Source organism: Thaumasiovibrio clandestinus (assembly GCF_047250365.1).
In the GTDB taxonomy this organism is placed as follows: domain Bacteria; phylum Pseudomonadota; class Gammaproteobacteria; order Enterobacterales; family Vibrionaceae; genus Thaumasiovibrio.
The window spans coordinates 60,163-86,178 of record NZ_JBLBVL010000008.1 but is presented as its reverse complement, the minus strand read 5'-3'; the positions used below and the strand labels follow the sequence as shown (position 1 = coordinate 86,178).

Annotated in this window: 26 protein-coding genes; 2 read left to right on the top strand and 24 right to left on the bottom strand. The window is 49.8% G+C overall.

Annotated features, from left to right (window positions below):
* Nucleotides 1-6 precede the first annotated feature (6 nt).
* The 14 genes from ACKLNH_RS12880 to csrD all read right to left on the bottom strand — a co-directional run bounded on the left by ACKLNH_RS12880 (nt 7) and on the right by csrD (nt 15,979).
* Nucleotides 7-3,048, bottom strand: a complete 3,042-nt coding sequence (locus tag ACKLNH_RS12880) for a DUF6701 domain-containing protein (RefSeq protein WP_413112666.1) — start codon at nt 3,046-3,048, stop codon at nt 7-9.
* Nucleotides 3,045-3,530 carry an MSHA biogenesis protein MshP gene (locus tag ACKLNH_RS12875; RefSeq protein ID WP_413112665.1) on the bottom strand — a complete coding sequence of 162 codons (486 nt, stop codon included), beginning with the start codon at nt 3,528-3,530 and terminating at the stop codon, nt 3,045-3,047. The genes ACKLNH_RS12880 and ACKLNH_RS12875 overlap by 4 nt, the downstream gene beginning before the upstream one ends.
* The gene (locus ACKLNH_RS12870; protein ID WP_413112664.1) at nt 3,520-4,233 is read right to left on the bottom strand and encodes a PulJ/GspJ family protein; all 714 of its coding nucleotides are present in this window, start codon (nt 4,231-4,233) and stop codon (nt 3,520-3,522) included. The genes ACKLNH_RS12875 and ACKLNH_RS12870 overlap by 11 nt, the downstream gene beginning before the upstream one ends.
* A complete protein-coding gene (locus ACKLNH_RS12865) occupies nt 4,233-4,826 on the bottom strand; it encodes a type IV pilus modification PilV family protein (protein ID WP_413112663.1) in 594 nt (197 codons plus the stop codon). The genes ACKLNH_RS12870 and ACKLNH_RS12865 overlap by 1 nt, the downstream gene beginning before the upstream one ends.
* Nucleotides 4,827-4,856: 30 nt before the next feature.
* On the bottom strand, nt 4,857-5,399 hold the full coding sequence (locus ACKLNH_RS12860) for a type II secretion system protein (RefSeq protein ID WP_413112662.1): 543 nt from the start codon (nt 5,397-5,399) through the stop codon (nt 4,857-4,859).
* Between the two features lie 10 nt (nt 5,400-5,409).
* A complete protein-coding gene (locus ACKLNH_RS12855) occupies nt 5,410-5,880 on the bottom strand; it encodes a prepilin-type N-terminal cleavage/methylation domain-containing protein (protein ID WP_413112661.1) in 471 nt (156 codons plus the stop codon).
* A 120-nt stretch (nt 5,881-6,000) separates the two neighbouring features.
* The gene (locus ACKLNH_RS12850) at nt 6,001-7,227 is read right to left on the bottom strand and encodes a type II secretion system F family protein (RefSeq protein ID WP_413112660.1); all 1,227 of its coding nucleotides are present in this window, start codon (nt 7,225-7,227) and stop codon (nt 6,001-6,003) included.
* A 10-nt stretch (nt 7,228-7,237) separates the two neighbouring features.
* Nucleotides 7,238-9,046 (bottom strand): GspE/PulE family protein, encoded by a 1,809-nt coding sequence (locus ACKLNH_RS12845; RefSeq protein ID WP_413112659.1) that lies wholly within the window; start codon nt 9,044-9,046, stop codon nt 7,238-7,240.
* A complete protein-coding gene (locus ACKLNH_RS12840) occupies nt 9,037-9,804 on the bottom strand; it encodes a tetratricopeptide repeat protein (protein WP_413112658.1) in 768 nt (255 codons plus the stop codon). The genes ACKLNH_RS12845 and ACKLNH_RS12840 overlap by 10 nt, the downstream gene beginning before the upstream one ends.
* 2 nt (nt 9,805-9,806) lie before the next feature.
* The gene (mshL, locus tag ACKLNH_RS12835) at nt 9,807-11,429 is read right to left on the bottom strand and encodes a pilus (MSHA type) biogenesis protein MshL (RefSeq protein WP_413112657.1); all 1,623 of its coding nucleotides are present in this window, start codon (nt 11,427-11,429) and stop codon (nt 9,807-9,809) included.
* Between the two features lie 7 nt (nt 11,430-11,436).
* Nucleotides 11,437-11,745, bottom strand: a complete 309-nt coding sequence (locus ACKLNH_RS12830; RefSeq protein WP_413112656.1) for an MSHA biogenesis protein MshK — start codon at nt 11,743-11,745, stop codon at nt 11,437-11,439.
* Nucleotides 11,738-12,406, bottom strand: coding sequence for a hypothetical protein (locus tag ACKLNH_RS12825; protein WP_413112655.1), 669 nt, complete (start codon nt 12,404-12,406; stop codon nt 11,738-11,740). Before ACKLNH_RS12825 ends, ACKLNH_RS12830 begins: the two co-directional genes overlap by 8 nt.
* The gene (locus tag ACKLNH_RS12820; protein ID WP_413112654.1) at nt 12,403-13,896 is read right to left on the bottom strand and encodes a PilN domain-containing protein; all 1,494 of its coding nucleotides are present in this window, start codon (nt 13,894-13,896) and stop codon (nt 12,403-12,405) included. Before ACKLNH_RS12820 ends, ACKLNH_RS12825 begins: the two co-directional genes overlap by 4 nt.
* A gap of 166 nt (nt 13,897-14,062) precedes the next feature.
* Nucleotides 14,063-15,979, bottom strand: coding sequence for an RNase E specificity factor CsrD (csrD, locus tag ACKLNH_RS12815; protein WP_413112653.1), 1,917 nt, complete (start codon nt 15,977-15,979; stop codon nt 14,063-14,065).
* Nucleotides 15,980-16,203: 224 nt separating this feature from the next.
* Here csrD and ACKLNH_RS12810 point away from each other — a divergent pair, with 224 nt between their 5' ends.
* Both ACKLNH_RS12810 and ACKLNH_RS12805 read left to right on the top strand, forming a co-directional pair.
* Nucleotides 16,204-17,085, top strand: coding sequence for a LysR family transcriptional regulator (locus ACKLNH_RS12810; protein WP_413112652.1), 882 nt, complete (start codon nt 16,204-16,206; stop codon nt 17,083-17,085).
* 58 nt (nt 17,086-17,143) lie between these two features.
* The gene (locus tag ACKLNH_RS12805) at nt 17,144-17,449 is read left to right on the top strand and encodes a hypothetical protein (protein ID WP_413112651.1); all 306 of its coding nucleotides are present in this window, start codon (nt 17,144-17,146) and stop codon (nt 17,447-17,449) included.
* Nucleotides 17,450-17,553: 104 nt separating this feature from the next.
* Here the strand turns inward: ACKLNH_RS12805 and ACKLNH_RS12800 are convergent, their stop codons facing one another.
* From ACKLNH_RS12800 to ACKLNH_RS12755, 10 genes are all read right to left on the bottom strand, one after another.
* Entirely contained in the window at nt 17,554-18,546 is a 993-nt protein-coding gene (locus ACKLNH_RS12800) for a flagellar motor protein MotB (protein WP_413112650.1), read from the bottom strand.
* Nucleotides 18,519-19,376: a flagellar motor stator protein MotA gene (gene motA / locus ACKLNH_RS12795; protein ID WP_413112649.1), complete on the bottom strand. Its 858-nt coding sequence runs from the start codon at nt 19,374-19,376 to the stop codon at nt 18,519-18,521. Before motA ends, ACKLNH_RS12800 begins: the two co-directional genes overlap by 28 nt.
* Nucleotides 19,377-19,386: 10 nt before the next feature.
* Nucleotides 19,387-20,121, bottom strand: coding sequence for a FliA/WhiG family RNA polymerase sigma factor (locus ACKLNH_RS12790; RefSeq protein WP_413112648.1), 735 nt, complete (start codon nt 20,119-20,121; stop codon nt 19,387-19,389).
* 16 nt (nt 20,122-20,137) lie between these two features.
* Complete coding sequence (locus tag ACKLNH_RS12785) at nt 20,138-20,605, bottom strand: flagellar basal body-associated FliL family protein (protein WP_413112647.1); 468 nt, start codon at nt 20,603-20,605, stop codon at nt 20,138-20,140.
* Between the two features lie 10 nt (nt 20,606-20,615).
* Nucleotides 20,616-21,770, bottom strand: a complete 1,155-nt coding sequence (locus ACKLNH_RS12780; RefSeq protein WP_413112646.1) for a flagellar hook-length control protein FliK — start codon at nt 21,768-21,770, stop codon at nt 20,616-20,618.
* Nucleotides 21,767-22,075 (bottom strand): hypothetical protein, encoded by a 309-nt coding sequence (locus tag ACKLNH_RS12775; protein ID WP_413112645.1) that lies wholly within the window; start codon nt 22,073-22,075, stop codon nt 21,767-21,769. The genes ACKLNH_RS12780 and ACKLNH_RS12775 overlap by 4 nt, the downstream gene beginning before the upstream one ends.
* Nucleotides 22,065-22,460: a flagellar export chaperone FliS gene (fliS, locus tag ACKLNH_RS12770; RefSeq protein WP_413112644.1), complete on the bottom strand. Its 396-nt coding sequence runs from the start codon at nt 22,458-22,460 to the stop codon at nt 22,065-22,067. Before fliS ends, ACKLNH_RS12775 begins: the two co-directional genes overlap by 11 nt.
* Nucleotides 22,461-22,472: 12 nt before the next feature.
* A complete protein-coding gene (fliD, locus tag ACKLNH_RS12765) occupies nt 22,473-23,852 on the bottom strand; it encodes a flagellar filament capping protein FliD (RefSeq protein ID WP_413112643.1) in 1,380 nt (459 codons plus the stop codon).
* Nucleotides 23,853-24,399: 547 nt separating this feature from the next.
* Nucleotides 24,400-25,239, bottom strand: coding sequence for a lateral flagellin LafA (lafA, locus tag ACKLNH_RS12760; protein ID WP_413112642.1), 840 nt, complete (start codon nt 25,237-25,239; stop codon nt 24,400-24,402).
* A gap of 172 nt (nt 25,240-25,411) precedes the next feature.
* A complete protein-coding gene (locus ACKLNH_RS12755) occupies nt 25,412-25,996 on the bottom strand; it encodes a hypothetical protein (RefSeq protein WP_413112641.1) in 585 nt (194 codons plus the stop codon).
* Nucleotides 25,997-26,016: the final 20 nt, after the last annotated feature.

The window sequence follows — 26,016 nt, the reverse complement described above, 5'->3', positions numbered from 1 at the left end:
ACATCCTCATTGCAAGTCACGATTCAGCCCCCGTTCACCGCGATAGATAACTCTATCATTTCCGCGAAAGGATCCAAAGGTGATTATTGCGGAAGGAGACTCATCCCCCAAATCTCGCCAATTATAACGCAGCCAAGGCTGCTCTGCGTCAGCGTAAGGACAACTTTTCTTATTCCCATCGCCCACGTTCAGCATTTCATCCATTAAGCATAACCACAAACGTGATTGCTCTCGGGCATTTTCCTTTGCGTCGTGCGCAACGAACAGCTGCAATGACTCTCCCGCTTCAACATGGCCTTGTCCATGCAACACGCTATCCGACGGTCCAGAAGTCGAAGCGATAAGATGGCGATAGCTAAACGCGGCATCAAAATGCGAGGCGCTATCTTCACTATTAACGACAAATTTACTGCCATTCCAGTATTCCGTGCGTAAAGGTACGCTCAATGTCACATTACTGGGTCCAGTTACCCCCTCTAAGCGCATTCTGCCATAGCGGAGGTGGGGTTGACTGATAAAAGGTAACACCTGCTCAGCACGTTGATTGGCCCCCTCAATCCGGCGATTAACCGGACTCAATTTATCGCTTCGCATCTGCGTAGGATCCGGTGAATGTTCAATATACAATCCCCATACTGCGTTAGCACTCGACCAAGGACCATCAGGAATTGTTACCTCACCAGATAACGGTTCGCGCTCAGCGTCATCGACTAAACGTCCCATGAGCACCTCCCGAGAAAAATTAAGTCCAGCCTGCGTACTATCTGTTGATGGGGCCCAGTTCGTAGAGAGGTACTTATCGATCCGCCCATCAAATCGCGTCATGGTATCGAGTGCAAACGCGTCAACACCAATCTCGGCACGCTGCGTATAGTCAGCGATATAATAATTACCGCTTTCCACACCATCACGGCTGTAGGCTTTCAATCGGTAGTTAAGCACAAAGGGTTGCTCGAGGTAAGCAAAGTCCTGCTGACCCGATGGATAACTGATCTCATCCATCCATAAGTCAAAGTAAGCAGGATAGAAGCGACCCACATTCGCCACCGCTGAGTCGGGAATCGTCTGACCTAAATATTGACTCGGACTGGCCAATAACTGCAAGCTGCCAACCTGGTCCCAACGCAGATCATCAAACCATAGCGACGTGGACCCAGCAGTAGGTGAGAGCGTTACTGTACCTGCTAACGTCCCCAACTCGCCACCGCTTGGCGACGCAAGCTCTGCAACAGATAAGGTCAATGTTGCCGCCGGCGCATCTGGCTCGAAGAAAGCCGGCGTTATCGCACGCTCACATAAGCTTAAGCCATCAAGAGGTTCCGATACCACGGCATCATCGCCTTGTCGCCACACTACTGGCATAGCATGCAGAGAAAACGGATCGCCTGCTGCGCTGAACCCCGCCCCTTGCGATGCCGTGCCGCTGATTTCTGTCTCTCCTTGCACACCCTCAAAATCGCAAAGAGCGAAGGCATAAGGTCGACTATTGACGGTGGCAGTACCGCGCAATCCTAACCAATCCTCTAGCGAATTATCATCACAACGCCACTCCGCTTCTTCATCGCACCCCTGAGGCTGCCAATTCGGATCGCTCAATAAAAATTGTATTTGCCCTGCATCTGCATAGGTTATCTCAGCATGTGCTATTCCATCGTTAAAGGTGAGATCTATCAGAGCCATATCCTCAGGTCGCAATACCGTCTCGTTAAACAGTAAAGGCTGTGCTGCAGGAAACGTCGTCGGAGCCATATGCACAAACTGGCTGAGTTGCAACTCACCACTGGGTTGATAATCTTCAATCACCTCACAGTTAGCACCACTCGCCGCCACCGCCGCAATCTCAAGCGTGGTTGGCTTGTTGGCCGTGGTAACAACGGGGTTGCGTTGGGTTAAATCTCGCAGACGAAAACCGTACGGAGCAAAAATAAAAGGCCCTGCTTGCCCATGCACCGATGGCGTTTCCACCACTTCGGCGCGCAGTGCAAACTCTGCCACCGATTGGCTACGTAAAAATAGCTCAACTCGCCCCTGTTCAATCGGCACAGGCACCGTGCGGCACTGATCCTCCTCTCTAAGGCCCCAACATGCCACACCTCCAGAATCCGCCGTGATCGCTAAATCAATGTGACCCGAGAAATCGACATCTAGGCTGTTGTCCTCACGGTGCACTGTCACAGCAAAGGGTAAATCCTCGCAAGTTAACCCCACCGCTTGTGTTGGCTGAATCACTAAATGTCGAGAAAGGGTTGGAGGCGTTAAACACTTATCAACGTCACCAATCACTTTTGCAGAGCCACTTAACTCTGTATTCCATGCGGTAACCCCACCAGTGATGCGTGTATTACCCGATAAGATCACCTCATTTTCGCTGAGCAGTAATCCCTTTAAATCACCACTTCCTTTCATCTCTATCTTGGCTGTTGAACCGCTTGCCACAACCACCAGCTTGGTTGAATCATCTGTTTGGTTGAACATGCCAGCCCCAGATACCGTCAGTTGATTAACATAAAGCCGGGTCTCTCCTGCGATGACAATTTGTCCTGAACCGCCAATCTCAACCGTATTAAAATAGTAATTTCCCGCACTCAAATAGAGCGTCGAGTTACCACCAACACTCAATAAACGATAACCTCCATTAGGAACATCCTCTGGCGACAAGTGGAATTCATCATCCCCGTTTATCTTTAATCTATCCCTGAAGCTATTCAAAATAGGGAAGTCTGGCTTGGCCACCATCAGGCGGGGGTTCGCAACACACTGTCCCGCTTCACAATTAAGCTTATGCTCGTCGGGGTGGTCGATCTGCCCGGGCATGTAACCCACTTCGACGTCATTAGTGGCATTAACAATCACTCCGTTCCAATCGGTATGTAGCGTGCCGCTACTGTCGGTGGATGCGTCGTACCAAGTTTGCACTGGTCCAGTAAAATAGCGGCACTCTTGCGGTACATCACTCATCAATGATGCATCTTGGTTAGATAACGCAATAGACTGCGCTGAAAGGGAAAAAGAAAAGAGCAACAACAAGTAACCGACCAACCTCTTCATTCAATATCCCTCGCTAATAGCTCTTGAACGCGACTCACTCGATACTTACCGGAGCCACAACTGGCGGTACTTTCTAACAGAAAATACCGTTCTGTCTCGGCACTGGATGTCGCCGCAGATACAGCGTATGAATAATTTGAACAGATCACAGCTATCTCACAACCATGCAGATCGAGCGGTGGTAGTGCCATCTGCTGCGATCCATCGGGGCACACGCTCAGATCAGCAACCCGCTGGTCAACAGGGAAAAGTTGATTCAACGCCACTTCATTACCTGAGTGCGCCGCCCACCAAGCGCGAGATCCAAGCAATTCCAAGGTGGTGGTCTCTTGATTTGACCACAGCAAACGGCTTAACCCACCAGCAAAGAGGGCGACAACAACGATAATAAATACCGTGGTCAATAAAACACTGCCGCCTTGTTTAATTGGCTTGGCGAGTAAGCATGTTTTGCCGAGAAAAAAGGGCCGACTACTGTACATTAAGCACCTGCACACTGTGATTAAACTGAGCACGTTCACCGCTACGACGCCCAATAAGCCCCAAATCGATATTCACCAGGCCACTACCATGCAGACCGCCGCCAACCACATGGAAAGCCAACTGATCAATTTGATCGCCAAGCACGGCACGTTGCCCTTGATAACCTCGATACAAGTAACGCCCTTCAACACAGAAACTCACTGGCTGATCGAACAAGTAGAGTCGCTGCCCGGAGGATCGCGTGGTTAGATCCTCACTTAACGTCAAACGCAGCGGGGCGTCAGGCTCCAATTGTTCAATATCACCGACAACACGCGGCGCCTCCGAAAACTGGCTCGGCAAGCCCAGCCCTACCGCCACCTGCCAACCATCTCGAGCGCCGGGAGATAGCCACGCAGAGCGTTCGCTTGGCAATGGCAACACTTGTAATGGGTTGTCGCGATCATCAAGATAGAAGCCAGACAAGATCGCTGGGTAGAAGCTTAAACAGCCCTCATCAACAGAGAGACTGTTAGGGATGGCATGACGGATCTCTTGTGATAGACGTCCCAGCAAGAAGCGCGCTTCGCCTTGGAGCTGTTCTCGCTGTTGACCACTGCTATATCCATCCGCAGCCAAACTGATCATGCCTGTTACCGCTAAAGAGAGCACAGCCACCACCATCAGCGTGATCACCATCTCTAGCAAAGTAAATCCCTTCATCAGTAGTTACTCCGATAAGCACTCACCCCATAGCTGCCATGAGCAGCGGTCATGACCGTCACATCGATACGCTTATGATTACCTTGTGTTGCCTCGGCCTGACCATCAAAGCTGGCGTCGTAGTAGACCGCAATGGTCACAGCAAAATTGGCGTAATGGTGATGATCCCCAGGCAGCAATTGATCAATCGTGCCTTGTGAGGGCAATGGCGCACACATGGCCACATCACCCCAACAGCTTTTCCCTCGCGCGATCTGATCCGCAAGATAGTCATCGACATCATTAAACAGAATCGGCTTGCCTTCTTCTCCCGCCTCCCAACCCAATCGGCTTGGATCAGTACATTGCGAAACATTGGGATCGCAACGTTCAATCGAATGCGGATCAGAGTGGTGATCAAATTGACGGGCGACAATTTCACTCATTACAGCATTCGCCAACGCAACGGCTCGCGTCTGATAGTAAGGCGCTGCTGATTGGGTTACTGCAGGCAGCAAAAAACGGCTCAGGATCAACACCGCGAAAGCGATCATCACGATCGCCACCACACTCTCAATCAAGGTAAAGCCTTGCTGAATCGTTCGTCTCTTCACCCCGCTCCTTAGTAACGAGTACTGCGCGCATTAACAATCAAAGATAAACCCTTCATAATTAAGACATAACAGCGCGCTTGTGGCGGTGTCGCTCTGCTGTGGAGAGAAGGTAAACTGACAGGCTTCAGCGCGGCACACCGAAACAGCGCCTTGCACCATCATCTGCACCGGTCGCCCCAAGAGATCAAAGTAAAGAGGCAGCGTTGCGTCCAAGCCGCCTTGCAGGGCAAAGCGAACCCCATCCGCTGCGGTTGATAGACGCGCACTGGACATCTCACACGCCACACCGTCCACGGCAATCGGCGCACCAAAGTGCTGTTCACTCACTTCAATGCGGCGACACTGCACCGCCAGGCGTTGCTCGGGCGTTAACGCCGCCATGTTGCTGGTGGCATCAAATTGCATCGCTCCTAACTGTAACTGACGCAATATCGATCCCGCTTGATCGCGAGCGAGCTGAGCTTGGAAGCTGCTGCGCCCCGGCCAACGGGATTGGGCACTTAGCGCCACAATCCCCAGCAATAAAATTACTACCACCAGCTCAATCAAGGTGAAGCCAACGCAAACCTTCACGCGCATTTAACTAAGATTTACAAGCATCAGGATCAACAACTGCGCTTGCCGCACTAACCGCTGACAGTGCCTCACTGTAAATTAAGAAGCAGCTTGTCGTATCATCAGCCCCAAACTCTTTTAGGGTCAGTTTAATGCTTCCCGTTGCTACTGAACCAGATACGATAGCCCAATCAGCCTCAAAACCTTCGATAACCTGTGTAATGCCGTTCTCTGTAGCCTCTGGATAACCGAATTTAGTTTTGACTGGTACACCATTGATATCTAAATCTGCATCGCCAACCTCTTTACCCTCTATCGCCGCTTTAGCATAAACAATATTGGCACCGCTTTTTACTGCGCCCTCTAAGCCTTTTAGTGCCGCGTTTCTCGCATCCCCTTGCAGATTAAAAAAGCGTGGCGCTGCAGTGACCGCTAAAATACCCAGCACAACAATCACCACCACCAGTTCGATTAGCGTAAAACCACCTTGACGTTTCATATATAACTCCATTTAGTTAACAAAATTACCACCAGCCCAATGACAGCCAGTGAATAAGTCAATGCTTCTCCCCGCTTAATTGAGGCGAAACATGATCGGCAAAACTCGACTGACGCAGAATCAATAACTACGCGCCAAATCGAGCATGTCCCACATCGGTAAAAATATTCCCAGCGCCAACAAAAGCACCATACCCGCGACCAGCAGCAGCAATAGGGGCTCAATGCGTGCCGTGAGTGTTTTCAAGTCATAGTCGACTTCACGATCATAAAAGTCAGACACTTCCAGCAGTAGCTCATCAATCCGCCCGGTCTCTTCACCAACGGCAATCATCTGCAACACCAAGGCAGTAAACACCCCACTCTGACCGGCCGTGACTGTCATGCTGCTACCTGATTCAATGCCCTGCTTCATCTCAAACAGACGTTTTTCCAGATAGCGGTTACCTAATGCTTCGGCTGCCAATTGAATTGCCTGATTGAGCGGCACACCCGCCTGCAACATCAAGGCAAAACTGCGCGAAAAGCGCGACAACAAAGCACGATTCATAATGTCACCGACAATTGGCAGGCGTAGCCGCCAACCATCCCAACGTTCACGTCCAACAGCCGTGGTTAACCATATTCTCGCGGCTAAGGCACTTGCGATGGCAACAGTAAGCATCGCATGCCAATAGTTAATAAACAGCGCCGACATATTGATCAAAATGCGCGTGGGTAGCGGGAGATCGACACCGAAACGGGTAAACAGGGTCGAAAACTGCGGGATTACTTTGATATTAAGTACCACCAAGGCCAGCACAATCGCACTGAGCACAAAGGTTGGGTAGCGCATGGCGGTTTTGATCCGCCGTTGGGTCTCCATCTCTTGCTCAAAGTAGGTCGCTAATTGCCACAATGCTGCCTCTAATCGGCCAGTGCTCTCTCCCACCGCGATCATCGACACAAACAACTCAGAAAACACCCGTGGGTGGGCACGCAACGCAACGGACAGTGTGCGACCATTTAGCAGATCGTCATACACCTGCTGTAGCGTGAGCGCCAAACGCTTATGGCTGGTGCTCTGTGCCAAGCCCTGAATCGCACGCAGCAAGGGCACACCGGCTTTGGTTAGGCTGTACATCTGGCGGCAGAAGATCACCAACACATCTAACGGCACCGATTGAGGCAACCATTGCGAGGGATCCCACGTCACGCCACGCCGCTGTGGCTTGAGTGCTAAAGGAATGATCCCCTGCTGCACTAACTCATCTCGCGCCAGATCTACATTGGTGGCCTCAATGTCACCAGTCACCAACTCCCCTGCTAGCGTGCGACCCCGATAGCGAAAACGCGCTGACTTATTCATCCTATGGATCTCACTGCTCAAGCTCAGGTGCAGATGGCGCCAGCTCTGACGCAGATGGATCAACAGCAGATATCGGTTCCATTAATCCCATGGGTAGAGTCAATTCCTGCCTCTCTCCATCTTCGCCGTCAGCCAACTTCATCACCTCTTCCAGTGACGTGACCCCTTGTATCGCTAGCTCCAGTGCATTCATCAGTAGTGGCTGATAATCTGGGTTCAAGCGTGCTAGTTGGGCGAAGCCAACGCTATCGCCACCGCGCAATGCATCCATCATGGTCACGTCCATCTCTAACAGCTCGAAGACGCCAATACGTCCTTTGTATCCGGTTAGGTTACAGTTCTGACAGCCAGTACCACGCACAAAACGCTGATGGTATAGCTGAGGAAAACGGCTACCCAGCCAACCCAGTTGTTGCGGCTCTAAGACCTCATCACTGCGGCAGTCTGGACAGACCCGCCGCACTAAACGCTGTGCCAATACTGCACTCACCGAACTTGCCACTAAATAGCCGGGCGCTTGCATGTCTAAGAGTCGTAACGCACTATCCACCGCATTGTTGGTATGCAGTGTTGATAACACTAAGTGACCCGTTAATGCCGCACGTAAACCAATCTCTGCGGTCTCTTCATCGCGCATCTCGCCAACCAACAAAATGTCCGGATCTTGGCGCAAAAATGTGCGCAGTGCGGCTGAAAATGTCAGCCCCACTTTATTGTTAACCTGTACTTGGCTTACTCGAGGTAATCGATACTCAACCGGATCCTCAACGGTAATAATTTTCTTTTGCGGTTGGTTTAACTCATTCAATGCGGCATACAGGGTGGTGGTCTTTCCCGAGCCTGTTGGGCCTGTTACCAAAATCATGCCATGGGGACGTTGCAACTGACGGCGTAAACGTGCCAAGATCTCAGTCGGCATGCCGATCTCGCTCAAACTCAGCAATCCCGCTGATTGATCCAACAAGCGCATCACTACTGCTTCACCATGCTCGGTCGGCAGGGTAGAGATCCTCACATCCACCTCACGATCGCGCACCGAGACATGAAAACGGCCATCTTGCGGTAGACGTTTCTCAGCAATGTCCAGCCCACTCATCAATTTCAAGCGCAACACCAGCGCCGCCGCCGCATCCACCTCGTTAATTAGCGTTTCATGTAACAAACCATCAATGCGTTGCCGGATACGTAGCGTGTCTTGATCCGGTTCAATGTGGATATCAGACGCCCCCACTTGCAGCGCATCTTCGAACAGCGAGTTAATCAATTTAACGACAGTGACTTCATCATTATCGTCAAATGCTGCCAGACTAAAATCGAGTCCGCTGCTATGCTGGTGTTCTGCATGTAACTGCTCAGCAAAAGAGTGGATCTCTTTCGTACGACGATAGAAACGATCAAAGGCTTGCAACAGTTGCGACTCCGCCGCAATAACCAACTCAACATCATACTGATGCAACTGTGCCAACAAGGCTTCTTGTGCCACCAGATCCGCTGGATCGCTCATCGCAACGCGCAACTTATTGCCACGATTAAAGCCAATCACCAACGCACGTAAGCGTCGCGCATGCACTTCTGGCAACAGCGCAACAGCATCCATATCGACATGGAAACGGGTAAGATCCAAACGAGCAATCCCGAGCTGTTCGGCCAAAAACTTGATCAACTGCGTTTCGTTTAAAAAGCCAAGTTGGATTAAAGTGTCACCCAACTTACGCCCAGAGTCGCGCTGAACACGCAAAGCGTGATCGAGTTGCTGCGCATTGATCACCTGCTCCTCAACCAGCAAGTCACCAAGCCGTTTTCTCAGCTTTATTGCCACACGCTACCCTCTTCTTGTAAATGCTGTAGTGCATACAAACGTTGCTGAACAAAACTCTGCGATTGCACAGAGAGACCGCTATATTGCTGGGCCTGCTGGTAAGCCTCTTCAGCCTGTACAAATTTTCCACTACGCTCATTGGCAATGGCCAATCCCAACCACCAGCGCCCATCGAAAGGATGTTGTTGGGTTAGATAGCGATAGCTTTGTAGCGCGATCTTGTTGTCATTTAACTGATGAGCAAGTGCGCCGCGTAAAGCGGCATATTCAAGATCATTAATGGACGTAAAGGGGAGCAGAGCCGTCAATGCGGCTTGGGGTTGCGACTCTTGCTGTAACAAGCGGGCTAGCGTCAGTCGCAATGCTTGATTATCCGATTCAACAGCAAGACCACGCTGCAAAATGTCTACCGCCTGTGCGGTCTCGCGACGACCATAATGCAGTGCCGCCACTTGTTGGCGAAGCGTCGTGCGTTGCGGCGCCAATTCGAGCGCTTGCGTATAGTGCTGCAACGCTTTTTGGCTATCACCGTTGGCCATGGCTTTCTTGCCATCCTGCAAATACTGCTCAACCAGCTGCTCTGTCGTTAAAGATGCCACTTCAATCATTAGCGTTTGTTGTTGAGCTGGCTCGTCAACTGCCGTATGAGCTGGCGACTGATCTTGCATGTTGACTGGCATCATGTCAGCGCTCACGCCAATGTTCACGTCAGTGCTGAACATCACAAACAGGAACACAGCCTGCATTTTGTGCTTCATCTTTAGCTCCCTGCAAACCAGCTATCGAGCAAGTTACGCGAACGATCAATCTCTTGCTGCCATGTATCTGCACCAACTACCGTAGGACGCAATAAAATGACCAGTTCAGTTTTACTGTGTAGTTTCGATACATTACGGAATAAGTGCCCCAAGCCCGGAATATCCCCTAATAACGGTACCTTGGACACACTGTCACTGCTGCTACTGCGCATCAAACCGCCAATCACCACCACATCGCCACTGTGAGCATGAATGATTGAGTCAGACTCTCGAATTGAACTACTGGCTAAAGGCAGCGTGATCGCCCCTTGGCTCGTGCCAAGATCAATATGTTTGATATCCTCAGTCACCTCGATCACTGCAGGGTGGACATGCAGAAGAACCCCACCATCATCATCAATTTGCGGAGTGACATCTAACGAGATCCCAGAGAAAAAGGGCGTTAGCTCTAAATCAGAAGAGATTCGATTGGTTTCGGTGCTGCTATCACTGGAGACATTGGTGACAAAGTAGGCATCATTACCCACCTTGATCACTGCCTTTTGGTTGTTGGCCGCGGTCAAGCGTGGACTAGAAAGCACATTCAGATCACCTTGCGTATTCATAAAGCGCATCACAGCCTCGAAATTACCATCACCAATGGTAATATTGGTCTGCCCGCCCAGCACTGTGCCAATAGCGTCAAGGCCAGGGAGTGTCGCACTACCAGTATTTGGACGATCGATGCCGATCACTGTGCCACCAATCGACTTACTCAGATTGGTCCAATTAATTCCCTGTTGGTAGCCATCATTGAGGGTGACTTCTAAGATCTTGGCTTCAAGGATCACTTGACGACGCAAGCGCGCATGTGACATATCAAGGTACTGCTTCACTTCACGCAACTGCGCCGCTGGCGCTTTCACTGTGACCAAACTGGCTTGCGGCGACACCACCACCGAATGACCTTCACCGGCACCAATAATCGCGGCAATACTGCGTTCTAACTGTGACCAGAACTGGCTTTGCGACAAGGTACTAATTTGTGTTCCCCCAGATGCTCCGCCGCGAGAACCATTGTGATAACCACCATCAGATGCCTGAGAGTCAAGACTGTTCCCCCTATCGTCATTAGAAACCGAGCCCGTACTCACGGTAGTCATCGAGCTACCTTGTCGCGTTAATTGCAGGTAATCGACCCGAAATGTTTCTGTACGCAGCCCTGCCGGAAAGACTTGAATAATGTTATTGCGTCGATGGATCTCATAACCGTAGATATCGGTCATCACCGTAAAGACATCCTCCAAGGTGACCGACTGCAAATTAAAACTCACCTGACCGCTCACCTCAGGGTGAATCACCACACTGTATTCAGTATCTTTGACCAATGCGCCCAAGAAATCGCGCACATCAATCTGTTTAGCACTGACACTAAATCGTTGTGCATCTGGTCGCGGCGGTGCCATCTCCATTCCCCGTCTTCCAGATGGCATTAAATCTGCGCTCACAGCGGCTGGCAAAGCGTGTCGTATCTGCGCATCTAACGCAGCTTGATTAAGGGCTTGTTGAATATCCGTTGGCGGCTGATGCCCCATACTGCACCCGGCCAAAATAAGGCACAGGCATACCATCACTGTATTACGCATCGATTTCCTACTGCTTAATGTGATCCTGAAAAAGTGTCAAAGCGAGGGTTTTGCGACCATGACGTAACGTCACCTGATCGGACTGTATCGCCGCGACATAAAACCCCTGAATCGTCTCGCCAGAACTGACTGACGTGCCATTGAGTACAGCGCGACATTCCGACACACAAATAATGCCCTCCAAGGTTGGGGCCACCAAAGGTTTAGCTTGCTGCTTAGGCGGGGGCATTTGTCCCAATGGTGCCGTCGGATCGACCCAAGTCGCCGATACCGCCGTTGACAGAAAAAGCGTTAACGCACTCAATATCCTAACCACGAATAAACTCCTTCCTCGGCCCTAAGGTATAAAGCATTAAATTAACCTCTGCGATAGGGTGGCGTTTAACCTGGTAATCAAACTGCTGCCAATAGAACGCTACTGGCATTGCCTCTAGCGCTTTAAGGTAGGTGTAAATATCTCGATACCGCCCTGAAAGGGTCAATGAGAATGGGTGCAGATAGTAACCCCCTCCTTGTATCGCCTCTTGTTGCTCACTATCTGAATCTTGGGTTAAGGCTTGAGCTGGCAAGGAGCGTAGCGAGATAATTTCGATATTCTGCGCAAGTGCTAATGTCTCTTCCAACAGTGCTGCCATCTCTGCAGGACTGACTAACTGACGAACCTGCAATTCAAGTTGCTGCTGCAACAACGCTTCTCGTGCTTTCAACGCTGAGATTTGTCGATTCAACTCCAAATCAGGGTCTTGTTTATATTGCCATTGTGCTGATGCCAACAGCTCTTGATGCTGTATCAACTGCTGCTCGGTCGTATCAAATGCTTGCTGTTGTTGTAGACGCTTCAGATAGATAGGCTCAACAATCCCGACGCCGCCTAACCAAGCCACAGCGGTCAACAGTAACAGCGCCAACAAACTTCTTTCTCGTCGTGATAACGCCTGAAAGCGCGTCTGCCACACTTTCCAATGCTGCTGTATCATTGCAACACCTCATGCTTAAACGGCTCTGCCATCGGTTCAGAATGCAGGGTTTGCAAGGCAAACGTCACTCCCTTTGACGTTGAGCGAGTCAATTCAAAATGGCGGAATCCGCGCTCCATCAGCGCCGGGCGGGTATTAAATTGCTGCACCCAGCGCGGGACCGCTTCAGGTGACGCAGCAAAACCATCAATATTCAGTGCATTGCCAGTTATCGAAATGCTTTGTAGAGAGATATCACGCTGATGAATGGTGGCGAGATCCGCCAATACCTGTGCATACCCCACCCGTAAACGCTCATCATGGGCGGTGATCGTCTGTAATGCGACGCGCTTGTCAGCAATGCGCTGCTCTAAGACTCGCACCTGTTGTTTTTTCTCCGCACTAGGCTGGCGCTGCGCCTGCTCTGCGGTTAAGCGGGATAAACGATCCACGCTACTTGCCAACTGCACATTTATCGTACTGGTCTGTGCCATTAACTGCCGATACTGCCACTCTTGGTGGATCCCGGCTGTCGCCAACAATGCCGCGACGATACCACCACACAATGCCACTCTATTGAGGGTTAGCCGCTCTGCGCGAGGACGCAGGAGCGGTGAATAAAGATTAAGCGCATGAGAAGAAGCGCCGGCGGCACTCAGTGCAAGCAGCCCGCCCATCGGCAGATCGGTAGGAAGCCCATCTCCCAGCCGGTCGACACTCACATTCAAACGCTCAGACAGCGCCACAGCAAGGGCTTCGTTGTCTTCTCCATCACAGCGTAGACGTAAACGCGACACGGGCGTATCGCGATGTTGCGCCGCCAGATAGTCCAATGAACGCTGCAACTCCAATGCCAGCGTATCCAACTCTAACGGGGTAATATCGGGACCACTGATCGCGCCATGAATACTGCGAATCCGGCGCTGCAAACCGTGCTGCTGTTCAATAAAAGACGCCAGCATCAGTGCGCCATTTTGCTGACGATACAAAATAACATCATGCTGAGTGGCAGACGCTAGGGTTGCCAAAGATAACTCTTCAACACCGATGCTCTCAATGCTGATGCCAGCGGCGTCGCAAGCCACGACCAAATCAATCATCTGTTCTCGGCGAGCGACATATGTCTGCAAGCGCTTTGCAGATAGATGGGGAAGCCCTGCGGCAACAATCTGTTGCGGCGGCTCATTGAGCAAATCTTTGACTAAAAAAGGCAGCGCGGTAGGCCATTCATTCGGGGGAATGGCAGGCATATCAATTGAAAAACTTTGGTAGAAACTAGCGTCTAGGGTCAACGTCACCGCACGCCCGCGTAAGGAAAGGGTCTTTACAACGCTGTCAACGGCCTGCTGCCAAGAGGAGACGGCATCAAAAGCACAAAAATCCCAGGCAAATTGCGGCGCACGTCCATCTGCACCATTTACTGCATAGATACCCGCAGCGGTTACAGCAATACCAGCGGGCATCCGCTTCTTTTTCGTCTTAACTGGAAGTACGCTACGCCACCAAGCCATAACCAACCACTCCCTAGTATTGCTGGCATCAATATTTCTGTGATATTACTTCAAATTCATATGTAATAGAGTAAATATAATATTGGCTCGCGTAGATCAAGTCTATTTTTTGAACCCTATGAGTCATTTCTCACTTCATCATTAAAATAAGTATGTTATGCCCCATTTAGTCGGGCATATTGCGACGTAACTCAGCCCCAAACAATCGTCCCTGTCCTACGTTGACACCCAACTGTTGCAGACAACGCCACTCCTTGTCGCGTTCAACTCCCACCGCCACCACTTCTGCTTCAGTATTGGTGGCAGAGCCCAACATGCTGCGGATATAGAGTTGGTTCTCAGAACGTTGATGAATGTCTTTCACCAAACTACGATGTAGCTTGATCATCTGTGGCTTTAGCTCTTTGATATAGTGCATGCTCACCACGGAACGACCCGCATGGTCAACGATCAACGCCACACCGAGCCCGTGCAACAGACGCGCAACCGGGCGCAGCACATCAATGGACGCCACGGCGCTAGCTTCAGAAATTTCAATACTCAACCGCTGCAAACGAGAGCGGGAGCATTCGAGCAGTGACTGTGAAAACCAGCGGTAAAAATTACGATTAGACAGTGAACTGACACTGATATTGATAGAAATCGCCCCTTCTTCCTGTGCCAACAATTTCAATGCCTTACTCAACATGAAACGGTCTAAGCGGGAAATATAGCCCACCTCTTTCATCGCGGGAAGGAAGCGGGATGCTTTGATTAGCATGCCATTTTCATCACGGATCCGAGCCAGCAACTCATGATGAATGCACTGTTGATGACGAAATACAGGCTGGTGATAGAGCACGATCTTCTCTTGCTCTAAGATATGATCAAACAAGGTTCGCCAACGCACATTTCCCCGCCCTTCCACTAATTGGTTCTCTTTACGAAATGCCAACCAGCTATTTGTACCCTGTAGTTGAGCACTTTTTAGGGCCATATTGGCTTCATCCATAATACGACCACGGCGCTCATCCGCTTTAAAGTAACTCACTCCCACATGGCACCAGTTATCCGGCGTCAATGGCTGCGGAGGCTGCAACTTTTCTAATGCTTTAAGCAATTGATTGATGAATGCGCCGACTTCGGCTTGAGTTGGATTGGCTAACAATAAGGCAAATTGCCCGTCAAAATAACGCGATAAAACAGAATCTGGGAAGCGTTGACTCAAGCTGGTGATCACCGTGGCGACATCTTTAATGAACTCATCTGTCTGCTCACTATCCATGTCGGCGTAGACCTCATCAAACTCAAAGATCTGAATGAGAATCACCGCTCCAGTATTGTCATGCTCCTTCACTTGGGCACTCAACCGACTATCAAATAGCACCCGATTGGCCGCTCCTGTGAGTTGATCAAGAAAAGTATGGGTGCGGATAAACGTATCAAAACGACTGCGCTCTTGCCTCGCATCTTGCAACTCTGTAATCACCTGATCCAACGCCAAACTGGCCGTTACTGGCCACTCTTCAACACGGCCACTTTGATACTCTTCTAACCGTCCAGCTAAGATCATACGTCCACGCGTTTCCAGCACTTCCGAGCCATGTAACTGCCTTTTTAGCCACTGCACACCAAAGATAATTCCGATTCCAACCACCAAAATCGCCAAAGTAATCGTGCTCATCGCACTGAGAGAGTAACTGGCATAGCTAAGAGCGGGTTCAGATGTTAATTGCACCTGCAAATCAGGGTTGTGTACCAAGGTGTAGTTTCTTTGTTGCCGCAGCGTGGTGCGCGCTTGATATGTCGTTACGGTATAGTGGAAAACACTGCCACTCTGATTCGATAGCTCAAACTCAATCACATTGGCAGAACGCAATACCTTCGGTAGCCATTTATCGATAGTGCGGACACTTTGTGGGTCCTCTAGCTCTTCATCAATCACCTCGACCATTCGGCGATACAGCTCGTCAACCGCATTGTCCGCGAGGTGACGAAAGCTCATCGCACCACCGATAAACAGCACCATCATTGCCGCGAACACCACAATCGTCACAAACGCCACTAAGCGATTACTCAGCGTCATTCCATATGCTTTTCTCATCCATGCCTCAATTTCGTTGGGGTGATAAATGTTGCGTTTTGATATTCATGCCTAATGGTAACAAAAGCCGCATGGCAAACCGTAGATTTATTGTCACTCATAAGGTATAGCGCTTTTATGCGGTTGCTTATAAGTCCCCGCATTGCAGCCTGTTTTATTATCTTAGCTTGTGTTATTGCTACCTTCCGGTCACCATAAGACAAAATAACTAAAAGGAAGATAATATGGACTGGATGACATGCACCAAGACCTTTGTCACTGTGGTCGATAATGGCACGTTAGCCAAAGCCGCGACCGTTCTAAACACCACCAGTTCAGCCTTATCCAAACGCCTTGCTTGGCTAGAGCAACAGCTCGGGGTGCAACTGCTAAAGCGTACCACCCGCAGCTTGAAACTGACCGATGCAGGAGAGTTGTTTTACATTAAGAGCCAGCGTTTACTGCAAGAGTGGAATCAGCTCATTGCCGAAACCAACTCGACCTTTGGCGAAGTCAGCGGCGTATTTCGTATCGGCGCTCCCTTAGCGGTAGGAAGTCGTTTTTTAGTCAGTTATTTAGCCGAGTTTATGGCGATGCATCCCAAGCTCAATGTGGAGCTGCATACGATTACCCCCGGAGAGCTACCCGACCTCAACTTAGATATCTTTATTAGCCGCGAGCTAGCCGACTTCAATTCCAGCAGTTACATCGCCAAAAAACTGTATGACTTCCAAGCCAGCTTTTTTGCCTCACCGCACTATTTGGCCCAACACCCAGAAATTACTTCCACTAGCGATCTGATAGAGCATAATTTTCTCCTTTTTGGTTTAGCCCGCTTTGAGCAGCAACATGATTTCGAAAACGATATTCGATTGAAATTAAAAAGTAATTTTACCAGTCCCAACCCAGAAGCCTTGATTGGCGCTGCGGTAAGTGGCATGGGGATTCTACTAGTTGGAAAAAAACACATCCATCGTGAACTCGATAAAGGCTTACTGGTTCCTGTGCTCCCAGAGATTAAAAAACCGACCCAAGCCACCTATGCCTACTATCCAAAGTTAGATTACAATCACACTAAAACGCGTCTATTTCTGGAATTCATTCAAGAAAAAGCCCAACACGTTTAAGTCTTATCTCACTACTGTCGTTTGGTTTCCTACAGGGTTTATATCTTGGACGATTCTTATGGCAGGAAAAAAAGGCACACCACAAACGGAATTTATTCGTAATGGCGCAGATCGCATACAACAGATTTTCATTCTGTTGATTGCCACTAACTGGATTCTGCTGATCGGCTTTTGGGTGCAGATGTTTTATTTACCACGAAAGATCAGTATCTTGCTTTCATTGCTGCTGCTAACCTATAACCTTATTTTACTGCGTGTTGGTAGTATCCGTGCACGGCGATTTGAGGATGACGCACTGCGCTTTACAATTACCTTTGCGAGTTTTCTCACTGCCATCGCCTCTTGGGTACTCTATTTTTTCTAATCCTCTTTTTGCCTTCCCTCTAGCCATCAATAAAAAAGCCAGCAGCTTGCGCTACTGGCTTAATAAAACCGTCACCGTCTTTTAGGATAAAGCATCGAACAGTCTTACCCTATTGGTCGGTTTTGCTCTGCGACCCTTTTTGCTTCATCTAACGGGTTGGGTGCTTCACGACCAAATAACTGATACAGCGCTTGTTCGCTGTTATTGTTCAAGACCAATATCTCTATGCGACGGTTGATATCACTGGTGGGATTCTCGCTATCTAACAACATGGTATCTGACATTGCTGACACCTGAACCACACGTTCAGCAGGCATACCACCATACTCCAACACGCGACGCGCTTTTTGCGCACGACGGCCTGACAACTCCCAATTGTTGCCGCTTGTCGCGGTGGTAAACGCTGCGGCATCTGCATGACCGGTGATCATCAGCGGGTTCTCTATCACAGAAAATGTTGGGGCCAACGCCAATAACAGATCTTCAAAGTAAGGCGTCATATACGCCTGACCACGTTTAAACATCGGTTTATCTTTGTCATCGTTAACCAAAATGCGCAGCCCTTGCGGTACGACATCCACCGTCATCACATCCGATGCCGATAAGAAATCGCTTTGCCCTTTCAAGTACTCACCCAGCAACACCATCTGCTCTTGGGTTTCATAACGGCCTGCCACCAGTGACGGGCCTTCTTCACCCAAACCACCATAGCTGTCGCCATCGCCACCGACCACACTTGTGGTTAACGAGTTCCCCATATTCGCTGGGTTATATGGCATCCCCGGCACCGCCGCAGGCAGGGCGCTACCGCCCATATCCATCACAAATGGGCTGTTATCTTCAAACAGCGCAGCAAAAGGGTTCTGTGTTTGGCTGCCACCACTTAAGTGACCAACAATTTCCGCTTTTTCCTCATCGGTTGCAGCTGCCAGCACCCACATCACCAAGAAAAATGCCATCATCGCCAAAGTAAAGTCAGCGAACGCCACCTTCCACGCCCCACCATGGCCACCGTCGTCACTACGCCGAACGCCTCGCCTTACAACGATTGTCTGATGTTGACTGCGCATTACTGGAATACCTGCTGCGTAACCCACGCTTCCATTTCCGCGAAGGTTGGTTTGACATCAAGCAGGATCAATTTACGCCCCGCATCCACGGCAACCAGCGACGGTTTCTGACCCGCAAAGCTCACCATGATCGCTTTCACGCACTCAAACGCAGAAATCTCACGGCGAACACGCTTCTCCATCGCGCTGCTGAGTGGATCGAAAATACAGTAACAGAAGAAAATACCTAGGAATGTCCCTACCAAGGCTGCAGCAACGCTGACACCAATCGCTGACATATCACCATCGATATTACTCATGGTGATAACAATGCCCATTACCGCCGCCAAAATACCAAAGCCTGGCATCGCTTCAGCAATCTTGTGCATCGCTTTTGATGGTTGCAGCATATCGGCTTCAATCGCTGCCACTTCAAGTTCTAACATCCCTTCCAACTCATGCGAGGAGATTTTGCCCATCGCCAGCAAACGGAAATTATCACTAATGAAGGTGACTAGGTGAGGGTATTCCAACACTTCAGGGTAGATAAGGAACAAGCTCGATTGGAACGGGTCTTCAATATGTTCATCCAAGACTCGCATACCGCCAGTACGCACCTGCTCTAACAAGTGGTGCATTAGTGACAGCAATTCACGATAAAGCTTACGCTCGTCACGCTTATCCATTAGTCCTTTGGTTTGTTCCCACATCTCTTTGATGACTTTATCCGAGACGCCAATCACAGTCGCACCTGCACCCGCACCTAAGATGATCAGCAACTCCGCAGGTTGCCACATCGTGCCTAAATATCCGCCAGCAGCCACATAACCACCAAAGACACAGACGATGATGATCAAAAGACCCATTATTTTTTGCATGTTAGTACCTCTACTGCAGGTGTTTGATCACTACCTGTAGGTTTTTTAGTGATTGTTTATGTAGTTGACAGATCCGTGCCTCAGTCAGCTTGAGCACTAAAGCGATCTCTCTTAAGCTCATTTCATGTTTGTAATACAGGCTGAGAATAAGCTGCTCACGCTTTGGCAACTGTTGCAGCGCCAAGGTCAGCAAATTTTCATCAATCATGTTACGCACGCCACGATCTTCATAATCGAGGCTATGTAACACTTGTCCGTCTTCAAACAGTTGCTCAAGACTATGCAGCTCTTCGGCTTGTGCGGCATACAACAAGCGATGATACTCTTCTTGATCTATGTCCATGGCGGCGGCCACTTCATGCTCCGTCGGATTACGCTTCAGCTCTTTGGCAAGCAGTTTGGTCTTGTTATTGAGCTGATGCACCTTTTGCCGCAGCTGACGCGGACGCCAATCACGACGACGCAGCTCATCCAATATGGCACCACGAACACGGCGCACAGCGAAATACTGGAAGTTATCATCCATATCGCCATAGCGGCGGATCGCTTCTAGCAATCCCATCAAACCGATCTGCTCCATGTCATCCAGCCCCATAGAGCCACAGACATGCGGACGAAGCTGGTTAACGATCCGCTTTACCATTCCTAAGTGTTTGCGAATAATGGCTTCTTCATTCACCGCGGTGGGTTGTTGTTGCCATTGACTATAATCGTCTTCATGTGTGATTGACTGCGCGTCTAACATCTCACCACTCCCTGCTTTACTGAACCACCATCTTAGTGAACAGCACTTCATCAATGCGGTGGTTATACCCGTTTTGTACCAGTGCCATGGTTAGCTCTTGATGGACACGGCCTTCAAGCAACTCAATATTTTTTATTTCACGAAGCTCTTCGTAGGTTTTCTTGCTAAACATACGCAACAGTACGTTGCGTGCTAACGGCTTAAACTCGTACAACGCATCATGCGCTTCTTCAGAGCTGGTTTTCAGAGACATTTCCAACATTAAAAAGTGGGTACGCTCTGCACCGTCAATTGAAATAACAAATTTATCCAAGTTGGTGAAACGCACACGGTTATCTTCATCTGACCCACCAAAGAAGCTGATCGACACCGGTTGATCGCCACTCAATAACGAGTAAGTCGTAAATGCTGTTACACCAATAATTGAGATCGCAATTGCCACGGCAATGACTAAGCTCAATCCAATTTTATTTCCACGCGTCATCGCTAGTTCCTTAAACCAAATGGGCTACACGATTGGCTCGCTGTAGCATTGAAAGTGATGATGTCGGGGTGATCGGTTCAATCACCGATTCCGCATCCAAAGAGAGAGGGTTAGCAGCAATATCCAATGGGGTAGCCTGTTCAGGATTTGATTCTGGCGAACTATCACCGACATCCACATTCACATTGCCACCCGCCAGCTGCTTGCCTTCCAGCTCAGCTCGCAAACGCTCAACACTTTGCTGCAAGGCTTCTCGCAGCGCTGGATCTGCGGCATTGATCTGTACTGTCATCTTGCCCTCTTCCATGCGCACCGACAGTTCCAGTGCACCTAAATGAGGCGGGTCTAAACGGATGCGTGCCTGCTGCACGTCTTGTTTCATCTGCAGTTCAACTCGCTCTTTCAGCACCGAGACCATCTGCTGACCCCACTGCTGCTGGTTGGCATCCATTTTCACTGGCGCCCACTCAGCACGCGCTGCACCGTCACCGTTTTGCGCCGACTGTGCTAACAGAGACACATGCAGTGACGACACCTGCCCATCGGCCAGATCCAACTTGTGCAGCTCTGGTGTGACTGGCGTCATCGCATTGGCCATAATGCGCTCCATGGCCTGCATAAAGTTCAACTGCTCAGTGCCAGCGCTCGCTGCCGCCGTGCCACCAGCTAAGCTCGATGCTGGCATCAGATCCGCCGCCATAGGCTGAGACAGGTGCGCAGCAAATTGACCCGATTGACGTGCCATTTGTACCGACACATCTTGCAAGCCATCGGCCGTACGCATCATGCCAATCACTTGCTCACGCAAGGTGCTACCGAGCTGATTAACCACGTTAAGTACGCGGTACTGTCCTTCCGGGGGCAGTTGATCTAACAGAGGTTGATCGTGGTTAAACACCCAATCTTGACCATCAGCAAGGCCCTTAAGTTGATCGTAAAGATCAAACCAATACGCCTCGCGATCTTCTGGCATACCGTTAAAGATGCCATCTGATTGTCTACCCACCTCTAACGACGCTTGAGGTAACCCCAACAGCTGGGCAAACAGATCCCCCCCTTCGCCTTGTGCGCCAGCTTGCCCTTTCGCAATGGGCGCTGATCCCCTTGCTGAGGCATTGCCAGACGCTGCTGAGCTTGAACCTGCATTAAAACCTACGGTACTCATGCGCCACCGCCCAATTCCACATTGTGATAGGCTGAGACGCCTTCACGTTGCTGCTGATAGTTAGCTAATAGCTGACCAACGCGCGTTTTCTCTATTTCGCAGGCCGTCATCGCATCGAGGTGGATCTGTTTCAAAGTAAGCAACTCGGTTTTCAAGCTCTGCGCCAAATCCGGTTGCTGCTTTAATGCCAACAACAGCTTATGGATTTGTCGATCCAGCTTGCGCACCTCATCCCACGCATCATCACGCACCAACTGCTGTAACTTAGCGCCGATGCGGCGTAGCAACGTGGCATTAATATCCATGTGTCGCTCCGAAGTTCTGCCATGCTTCTTGAACATTGCCCATTACCGCTCTCACTTCACCCAGCACCTCAAGGTCATTGCGCGAACTGGCTTGAAACAGTTTCAGGCTGCAAAACTCATACAGCCCACTCATCTGCTTAGCTAGCTCGCCGCCCTTTTCCATATCCAGCGCACTGTTCAGGCCACCAATAATGTCAATGCACTTCGTGACGGCTTCACCTTTCTCTTTAAAGCGTTTGGCCTGCATGTGGCCTTCTGCTCGCTCTAGGTTGTCCATAAAACCATTGATCAACATCATCACCAATTGGTACGGGCTGGCGGCAGCGGCTTGGGCTTCTACATTTACTTGGTGATACGCATCAAAGCCGTTCTCATCCATCAACATTTTGTGTGCTCCTTAAAACATGAACATGCCACTGGTGTTAGCCATCTGTGACATCACTTGCTGCATCGCGGTATATTCGCGCAAGTAGCGGTTGTAAGTACTTTCCATACGTTTATCGAGACGTTCGGTTTTCTCATCAACGCGATCGATATTGCCTTGCAGGGTATCTTGGCGGCTCTTTAGCAAGTTACCGCCTGAGTTGGCACTACCGGTATAGGGATCTATAGCTTTTTCCAGCGAGGCGATAGCACCATTTTCGCCTAAGAAAATCGCATCGATCTTCTCTGGATTTTCATTCAGGGCTTTTTCAAAGCGTGCCGAGTCAATCTTTAATGTCCCGTCACGGTTAGCTTCAATGCCGATGCTGTATAGCGTGCCTTCATCAAATTGGCCACGGGTGACATTGTTAAGCATATTCTTCAAGCCGCGTGCAGTGCCATCGCCTGCTAGCGCGCCCGCTTGGGTAATGGTGATGCTGTTATCGTCATCATCGTCGTCATCAGAGCCATCATCTTCGTCGTTTTCTAACGCATAGTCAGTTTTAGTGTGCTTATTAAGGGTGTTGACCAGAGCGTTATAAGCATCAACAAACTCTTTCACCGCATCGGTCGAGGCTTCTTTGTCGCTACCGACCACCAAGGTGATTGGCTCATCACCTGACTGCTGCGCCTTGGTTAGTTCGATGGTGACGCCATAAATGGCGTTATCGATAGTATTGGTGCTGTTCTCAATCTTCAGACCATCTTCACCACCCAGGTAAACAATGGCATTCTGAGCCGCGTTTAGTTCTTGGCGCTCTGCGAAGAACTCACTGAAATCATCGTTTGAGCTAACCGTAAAGGCATTCTCTTCACCGGTTTCGTTACTGGTTAGCACCAAACTGCGCTCACCGCCGCTCTGTACCACCGTGGCGGAGACCTCAACGCCTAAATCGTCCGCTTCAGTATTGATAAAGTCCGCTAAATCCTGCACATTCTTATCGCCCTCAGCATTAAACTGGGCAAAATCGACGGTGATGCTTTCGCCACCCAGCTCAATGGTGATCTCGCCCTCTTCTGGCAGCGCATCCCCTTTTAGGGTAAAGGCATCTTGCTGCGCTTTCGCCAATTGGCTAACAAACAGATCATACGAGCCTTCACGCGCATACTGATTGGCAGAGGCGTTAAAGAAGCCCTCTTCACTTGGCGTGGCACTGTTTTTAACAAAGCTGCTATCTGTGCTGTTTAAGCCGCCCAATGCGGAGCTAAAACGGCTAAAGGCCGAATCGATATCTTTCCACGCATCAAGCTGCGCCTGATAGCCTTGCTTTTGGCTAGCATACTGAATATCAAACGGCTGACGCTGCAGCATCACCATTTGTCGCGCCATCGACGCCGGATCCATCATCGACATAACTGTCTCCCTGGTGCATTACGCACTCGAATAAGCTAACGGGTAAATGCAAGAAGTGTTCCAATATTAAAAACATGGTTTTTTGACCACTTCTTGCCACTAATTGGGTTTAAACGCTAAAAACGGCGATTTTTGCAAGAACGGCAGAAATGCCGAACGCTGCGAGCGGAAGTGGTGCTTCCGATAGGCGGAAGTGGGCATTGCCGTTTCCGCTGCTACACAACAGCCGCTGCAACAAATAAAGCAACAGGCTAGGCAACGAGCAGTGCAACAAAGTAAAACCGCGTAAACTATGGATATACAGCGACACAAGCGAGAAGAGACTTAAGTGATCTTAAGCCAAACGACAGGCGAATAAGTGGAAGATAAAACAGGCTTTTTTAACAAAAAAGAGTAAACAATAAAGGGAGATAATTAGCCGTTTAACGCTCAATAAACAAACAAAAAACCGCCCTCAACAGAGAGGCGGTTTTTTAGCAGCGTTGGACGATGGTAGACGTAGTCGCCTCACCACCCTCCTTTAACTACGCTGATTTAGCCATAGGTATTAGCCTACTAGGCTCATTACCATGCCAGACATGCCGTTTGCTTGAGAAAGCATAGACATAGACATTTGCGTTAGCATCTGGTTCTTCATCATGTTTGAAGACTCAACCGCGTAGTCAGTATCCATGATACGGCCTTTCGCCATTTCAGTGTTCTCACGCATGTTACCAAGGTTGGTAATGGTGTGGTCTAGACGGTTGATGTTCGCACCCAGTGAAGAACGGATATCGCCAGTAGCATCAGTTAGCGCATCAGCAAGGCCCATTAGTCCCGAAGCAGCAGCAGAATCATCAAAATCACCATCCGCTAGTGCGTCAACAGCAGTCTGAACTGCCGCTAGCTGATCTGATACATCGACAGTCAACTGCTCTTGATCTGATGCGCCAATTTGGAATGTCATCGCTTCTGATAGCTTACCTGAATCGCTCAGTAGGTTATTACCAGAACCAAACTCAGTGTTCTCCATGATGCTGACAAGTTCGTCTTGTAGTTCATCCCACTCAGCTTTCATTGCAGCGCGCTCGTTGACATCGTTGGTGTCGTTCGCGCCTTGGGTGGCTAGGTCTTTCATGCGGTGTGCGATGTTAGTCATCTCATCAAATGCACCTTCTGCAGTTTGTAGCAGACCGATTGCATCTTGAGAGTTACGCGAAGCAACCGTTAGGCCATTTACTTGCGATTGTAGGCTAGTTGCAATCTGTAGGCCCGCTGCATCGTCAGATGCAGAGTTGATACGAAAACCGGTTGAGATGCGCTGCATCGCTTGGTCCATACCAGAAGCTGTTTTGTTTAGGTTGTTTTGCGTTAGCAAAGACGTGTAATTAGTGTGGATAGATAGCATGGTAATTCCCTCAGTTGGTAATGCTGTTCTCTTTTCACTAATTGGAAACGGCGATCCAATTTGTGCTCTTAAAGATCCAATAAAAAAAATTTCCACCTCGGCAGAAATTTTTTTTTCTTAAACCTAAATAGCGTGATTTCCCACGTATAAACACACCTAAATGGCCATTTGCTTAAACAATCAACAGCAACAGCAGCACCAATGCCAAAAAAGCTCCGACCCAGACTCGAGCGGCCAGCTGCCCCTTTTGATGAGTAATTGGGTTGCCATGATCCAAACGCCATAATAGCTGTACCGGCTCGTTGACTTCGCCACGATTAACCACCACACGCCAGCCGCCGTTGAGGCTCGGCAAGAGCTGAATATCGTCTGGTTTATTAAGTGTGGAAGCGAGCAACACCGCTTCGCCATGTTGGATCTGCCAGCTGATCTGCTGCACTTGGCCATCAATGGTGACGCGCAGTTGCAACACCCCATCACCCCGCAACTGCAGTGCAGGGCTGCTCTGCTGCGCCGAAGTGGCTTGGCTATAGGGAGGTTCGGGACGAGTCGCGGTTAGACTGCTCGGTTGATACAACATGCGCACCACTTGCCACTGCGCGAGGGGCATCTGCAGTTGCGGCCACTGCTGTTGCCCTTGTTGCGTGCCAACATGCACCGCAGTTTTCGCTGGCTGAGACTGCTGTTGTTCGCTTTTAAGTTGTTGTGGGGGGATCTGACTGAGGCGATCTAACCCTGGGGGAAGTTGCGGCTGCATAACGGCTCCTTGTGGTAAGG

What these genes read in the sequence shown, in the direction of transcription:
- ACKLNH_RS12825 (WP_413112655.1), bottom strand. Translation starts at nt 12,406, where the DNA reads ATGATACAGCAGCATTGGAAAGTGTGGCAGACGCGCTTTCAGGCGTTA.
- ACKLNH_RS12855 (WP_413112661.1), bottom strand. Translation starts at nt 5,880, where the DNA reads ATGAAACGTCAAGGTGGTTTTACGCTAATCGAACTGGTGGTGGTGATT.
- motA (WP_413112649.1), bottom strand. Translation starts at nt 19,376, where the DNA reads ATGCAAAAAATAATGGGTCTTTTGATCATCATCGTCTGTGTCTTTGGT.
- ACKLNH_RS12775 (WP_413112645.1), bottom strand. Translation starts at nt 22,075, where the DNA reads ATGGATATTAATGCCACGTTGCTACGCCGCATCGGCGCTAAGTTACAG.
- ACKLNH_RS12820 (WP_413112654.1), bottom strand. Translation starts at nt 13,896, where the DNA reads ATGGCTTGGTGGCGTAGCGTACTTCCAGTTAAGACGAAAAAGAAGCGG.
- ACKLNH_RS12810 (WP_413112652.1), top strand. Translation starts at nt 16,204, where the DNA reads ATGGACTGGATGACATGCACCAAGACCTTTGTCACTGTGGTCGATAAT.
- ACKLNH_RS12805 (WP_413112651.1), top strand. Translation starts at nt 17,144, where the DNA reads ATGGCAGGAAAAAAAGGCACACCACAAACGGAATTTATTCGTAATGGC.
- mshL (WP_413112657.1), bottom strand. Translation starts at nt 11,429, where the DNA reads ATGCGTAATACAGTGATGGTATGCCTGTGCCTTATTTTGGCCGGGTGC.
- lafA (WP_413112642.1), bottom strand. Translation starts at nt 25,239, where the DNA reads ATGCTATCTATCCACACTAATTACACGTCTTTGCTAACGCAAAACAAC.
- ACKLNH_RS12875 (WP_413112665.1), bottom strand. Translation starts at nt 3,530, where the DNA reads ATGTACAGTAGTCGGCCCTTTTTTCTCGGCAAAACATGCTTACTCGCC.
- ACKLNH_RS12785 (WP_413112647.1), bottom strand. Translation starts at nt 20,605, where the DNA reads ATGACGCGTGGAAATAAAATTGGATTGAGCTTAGTCATTGCCGTGGCA.
- ACKLNH_RS12870 (WP_413112664.1), bottom strand. Translation starts at nt 4,233, where the DNA reads ATGAAGGGATTTACTTTGCTAGAGATGGTGATCACGCTGATGGTGGTG.
- ACKLNH_RS12755 (WP_413112641.1), bottom strand. Translation starts at nt 25,996, where the DNA reads ATGCAGCCGCAACTTCCCCCAGGGTTAGATCGCCTCAGTCAGATCCCC.
- ACKLNH_RS12790 (WP_413112648.1), bottom strand. Translation starts at nt 20,121, where the DNA reads ATGTTAGACGCGCAGTCAATCACACATGAAGACGATTATAGTCAATGG.
- ACKLNH_RS12880 (WP_413112666.1), bottom strand. Translation starts at nt 3,048, where the DNA reads ATGAAGAGGTTGGTCGGTTACTTGTTGTTGCTCTTTTCTTTTTCCCTT.
- ACKLNH_RS12850 (WP_413112660.1), bottom strand. Translation starts at nt 7,227, where the DNA reads ATGAATAAGTCAGCGCGTTTTCGCTATCGGGGTCGCACGCTAGCAGGG.
- ACKLNH_RS12780 (WP_413112646.1), bottom strand. Translation starts at nt 21,770, where the DNA reads ATGAGTACCGTAGGTTTTAATGCAGGTTCAAGCTCAGCAGCGTCTGGC.
- fliS (WP_413112644.1), bottom strand. Translation starts at nt 22,460, where the DNA reads ATGTTGATGGATGAGAACGGCTTTGATGCGTATCACCAAGTAAATGTA.
- ACKLNH_RS12840 (WP_413112658.1), bottom strand. Translation starts at nt 9,804, where the DNA reads ATGAAGCACAAAATGCAGGCTGTGTTCCTGTTTGTGATGTTCAGCACT.
- csrD (WP_413112653.1), bottom strand. Translation starts at nt 15,979, where the DNA reads ATGAGAAAAGCATATGGAATGACGCTGAGTAATCGCTTAGTGGCGTTT.
- fliD (WP_413112643.1), bottom strand. Translation starts at nt 23,852, where the DNA reads ATGTCGATGATGGATCCGGCGTCGATGGCGCGACAAATGGTGATGCTG.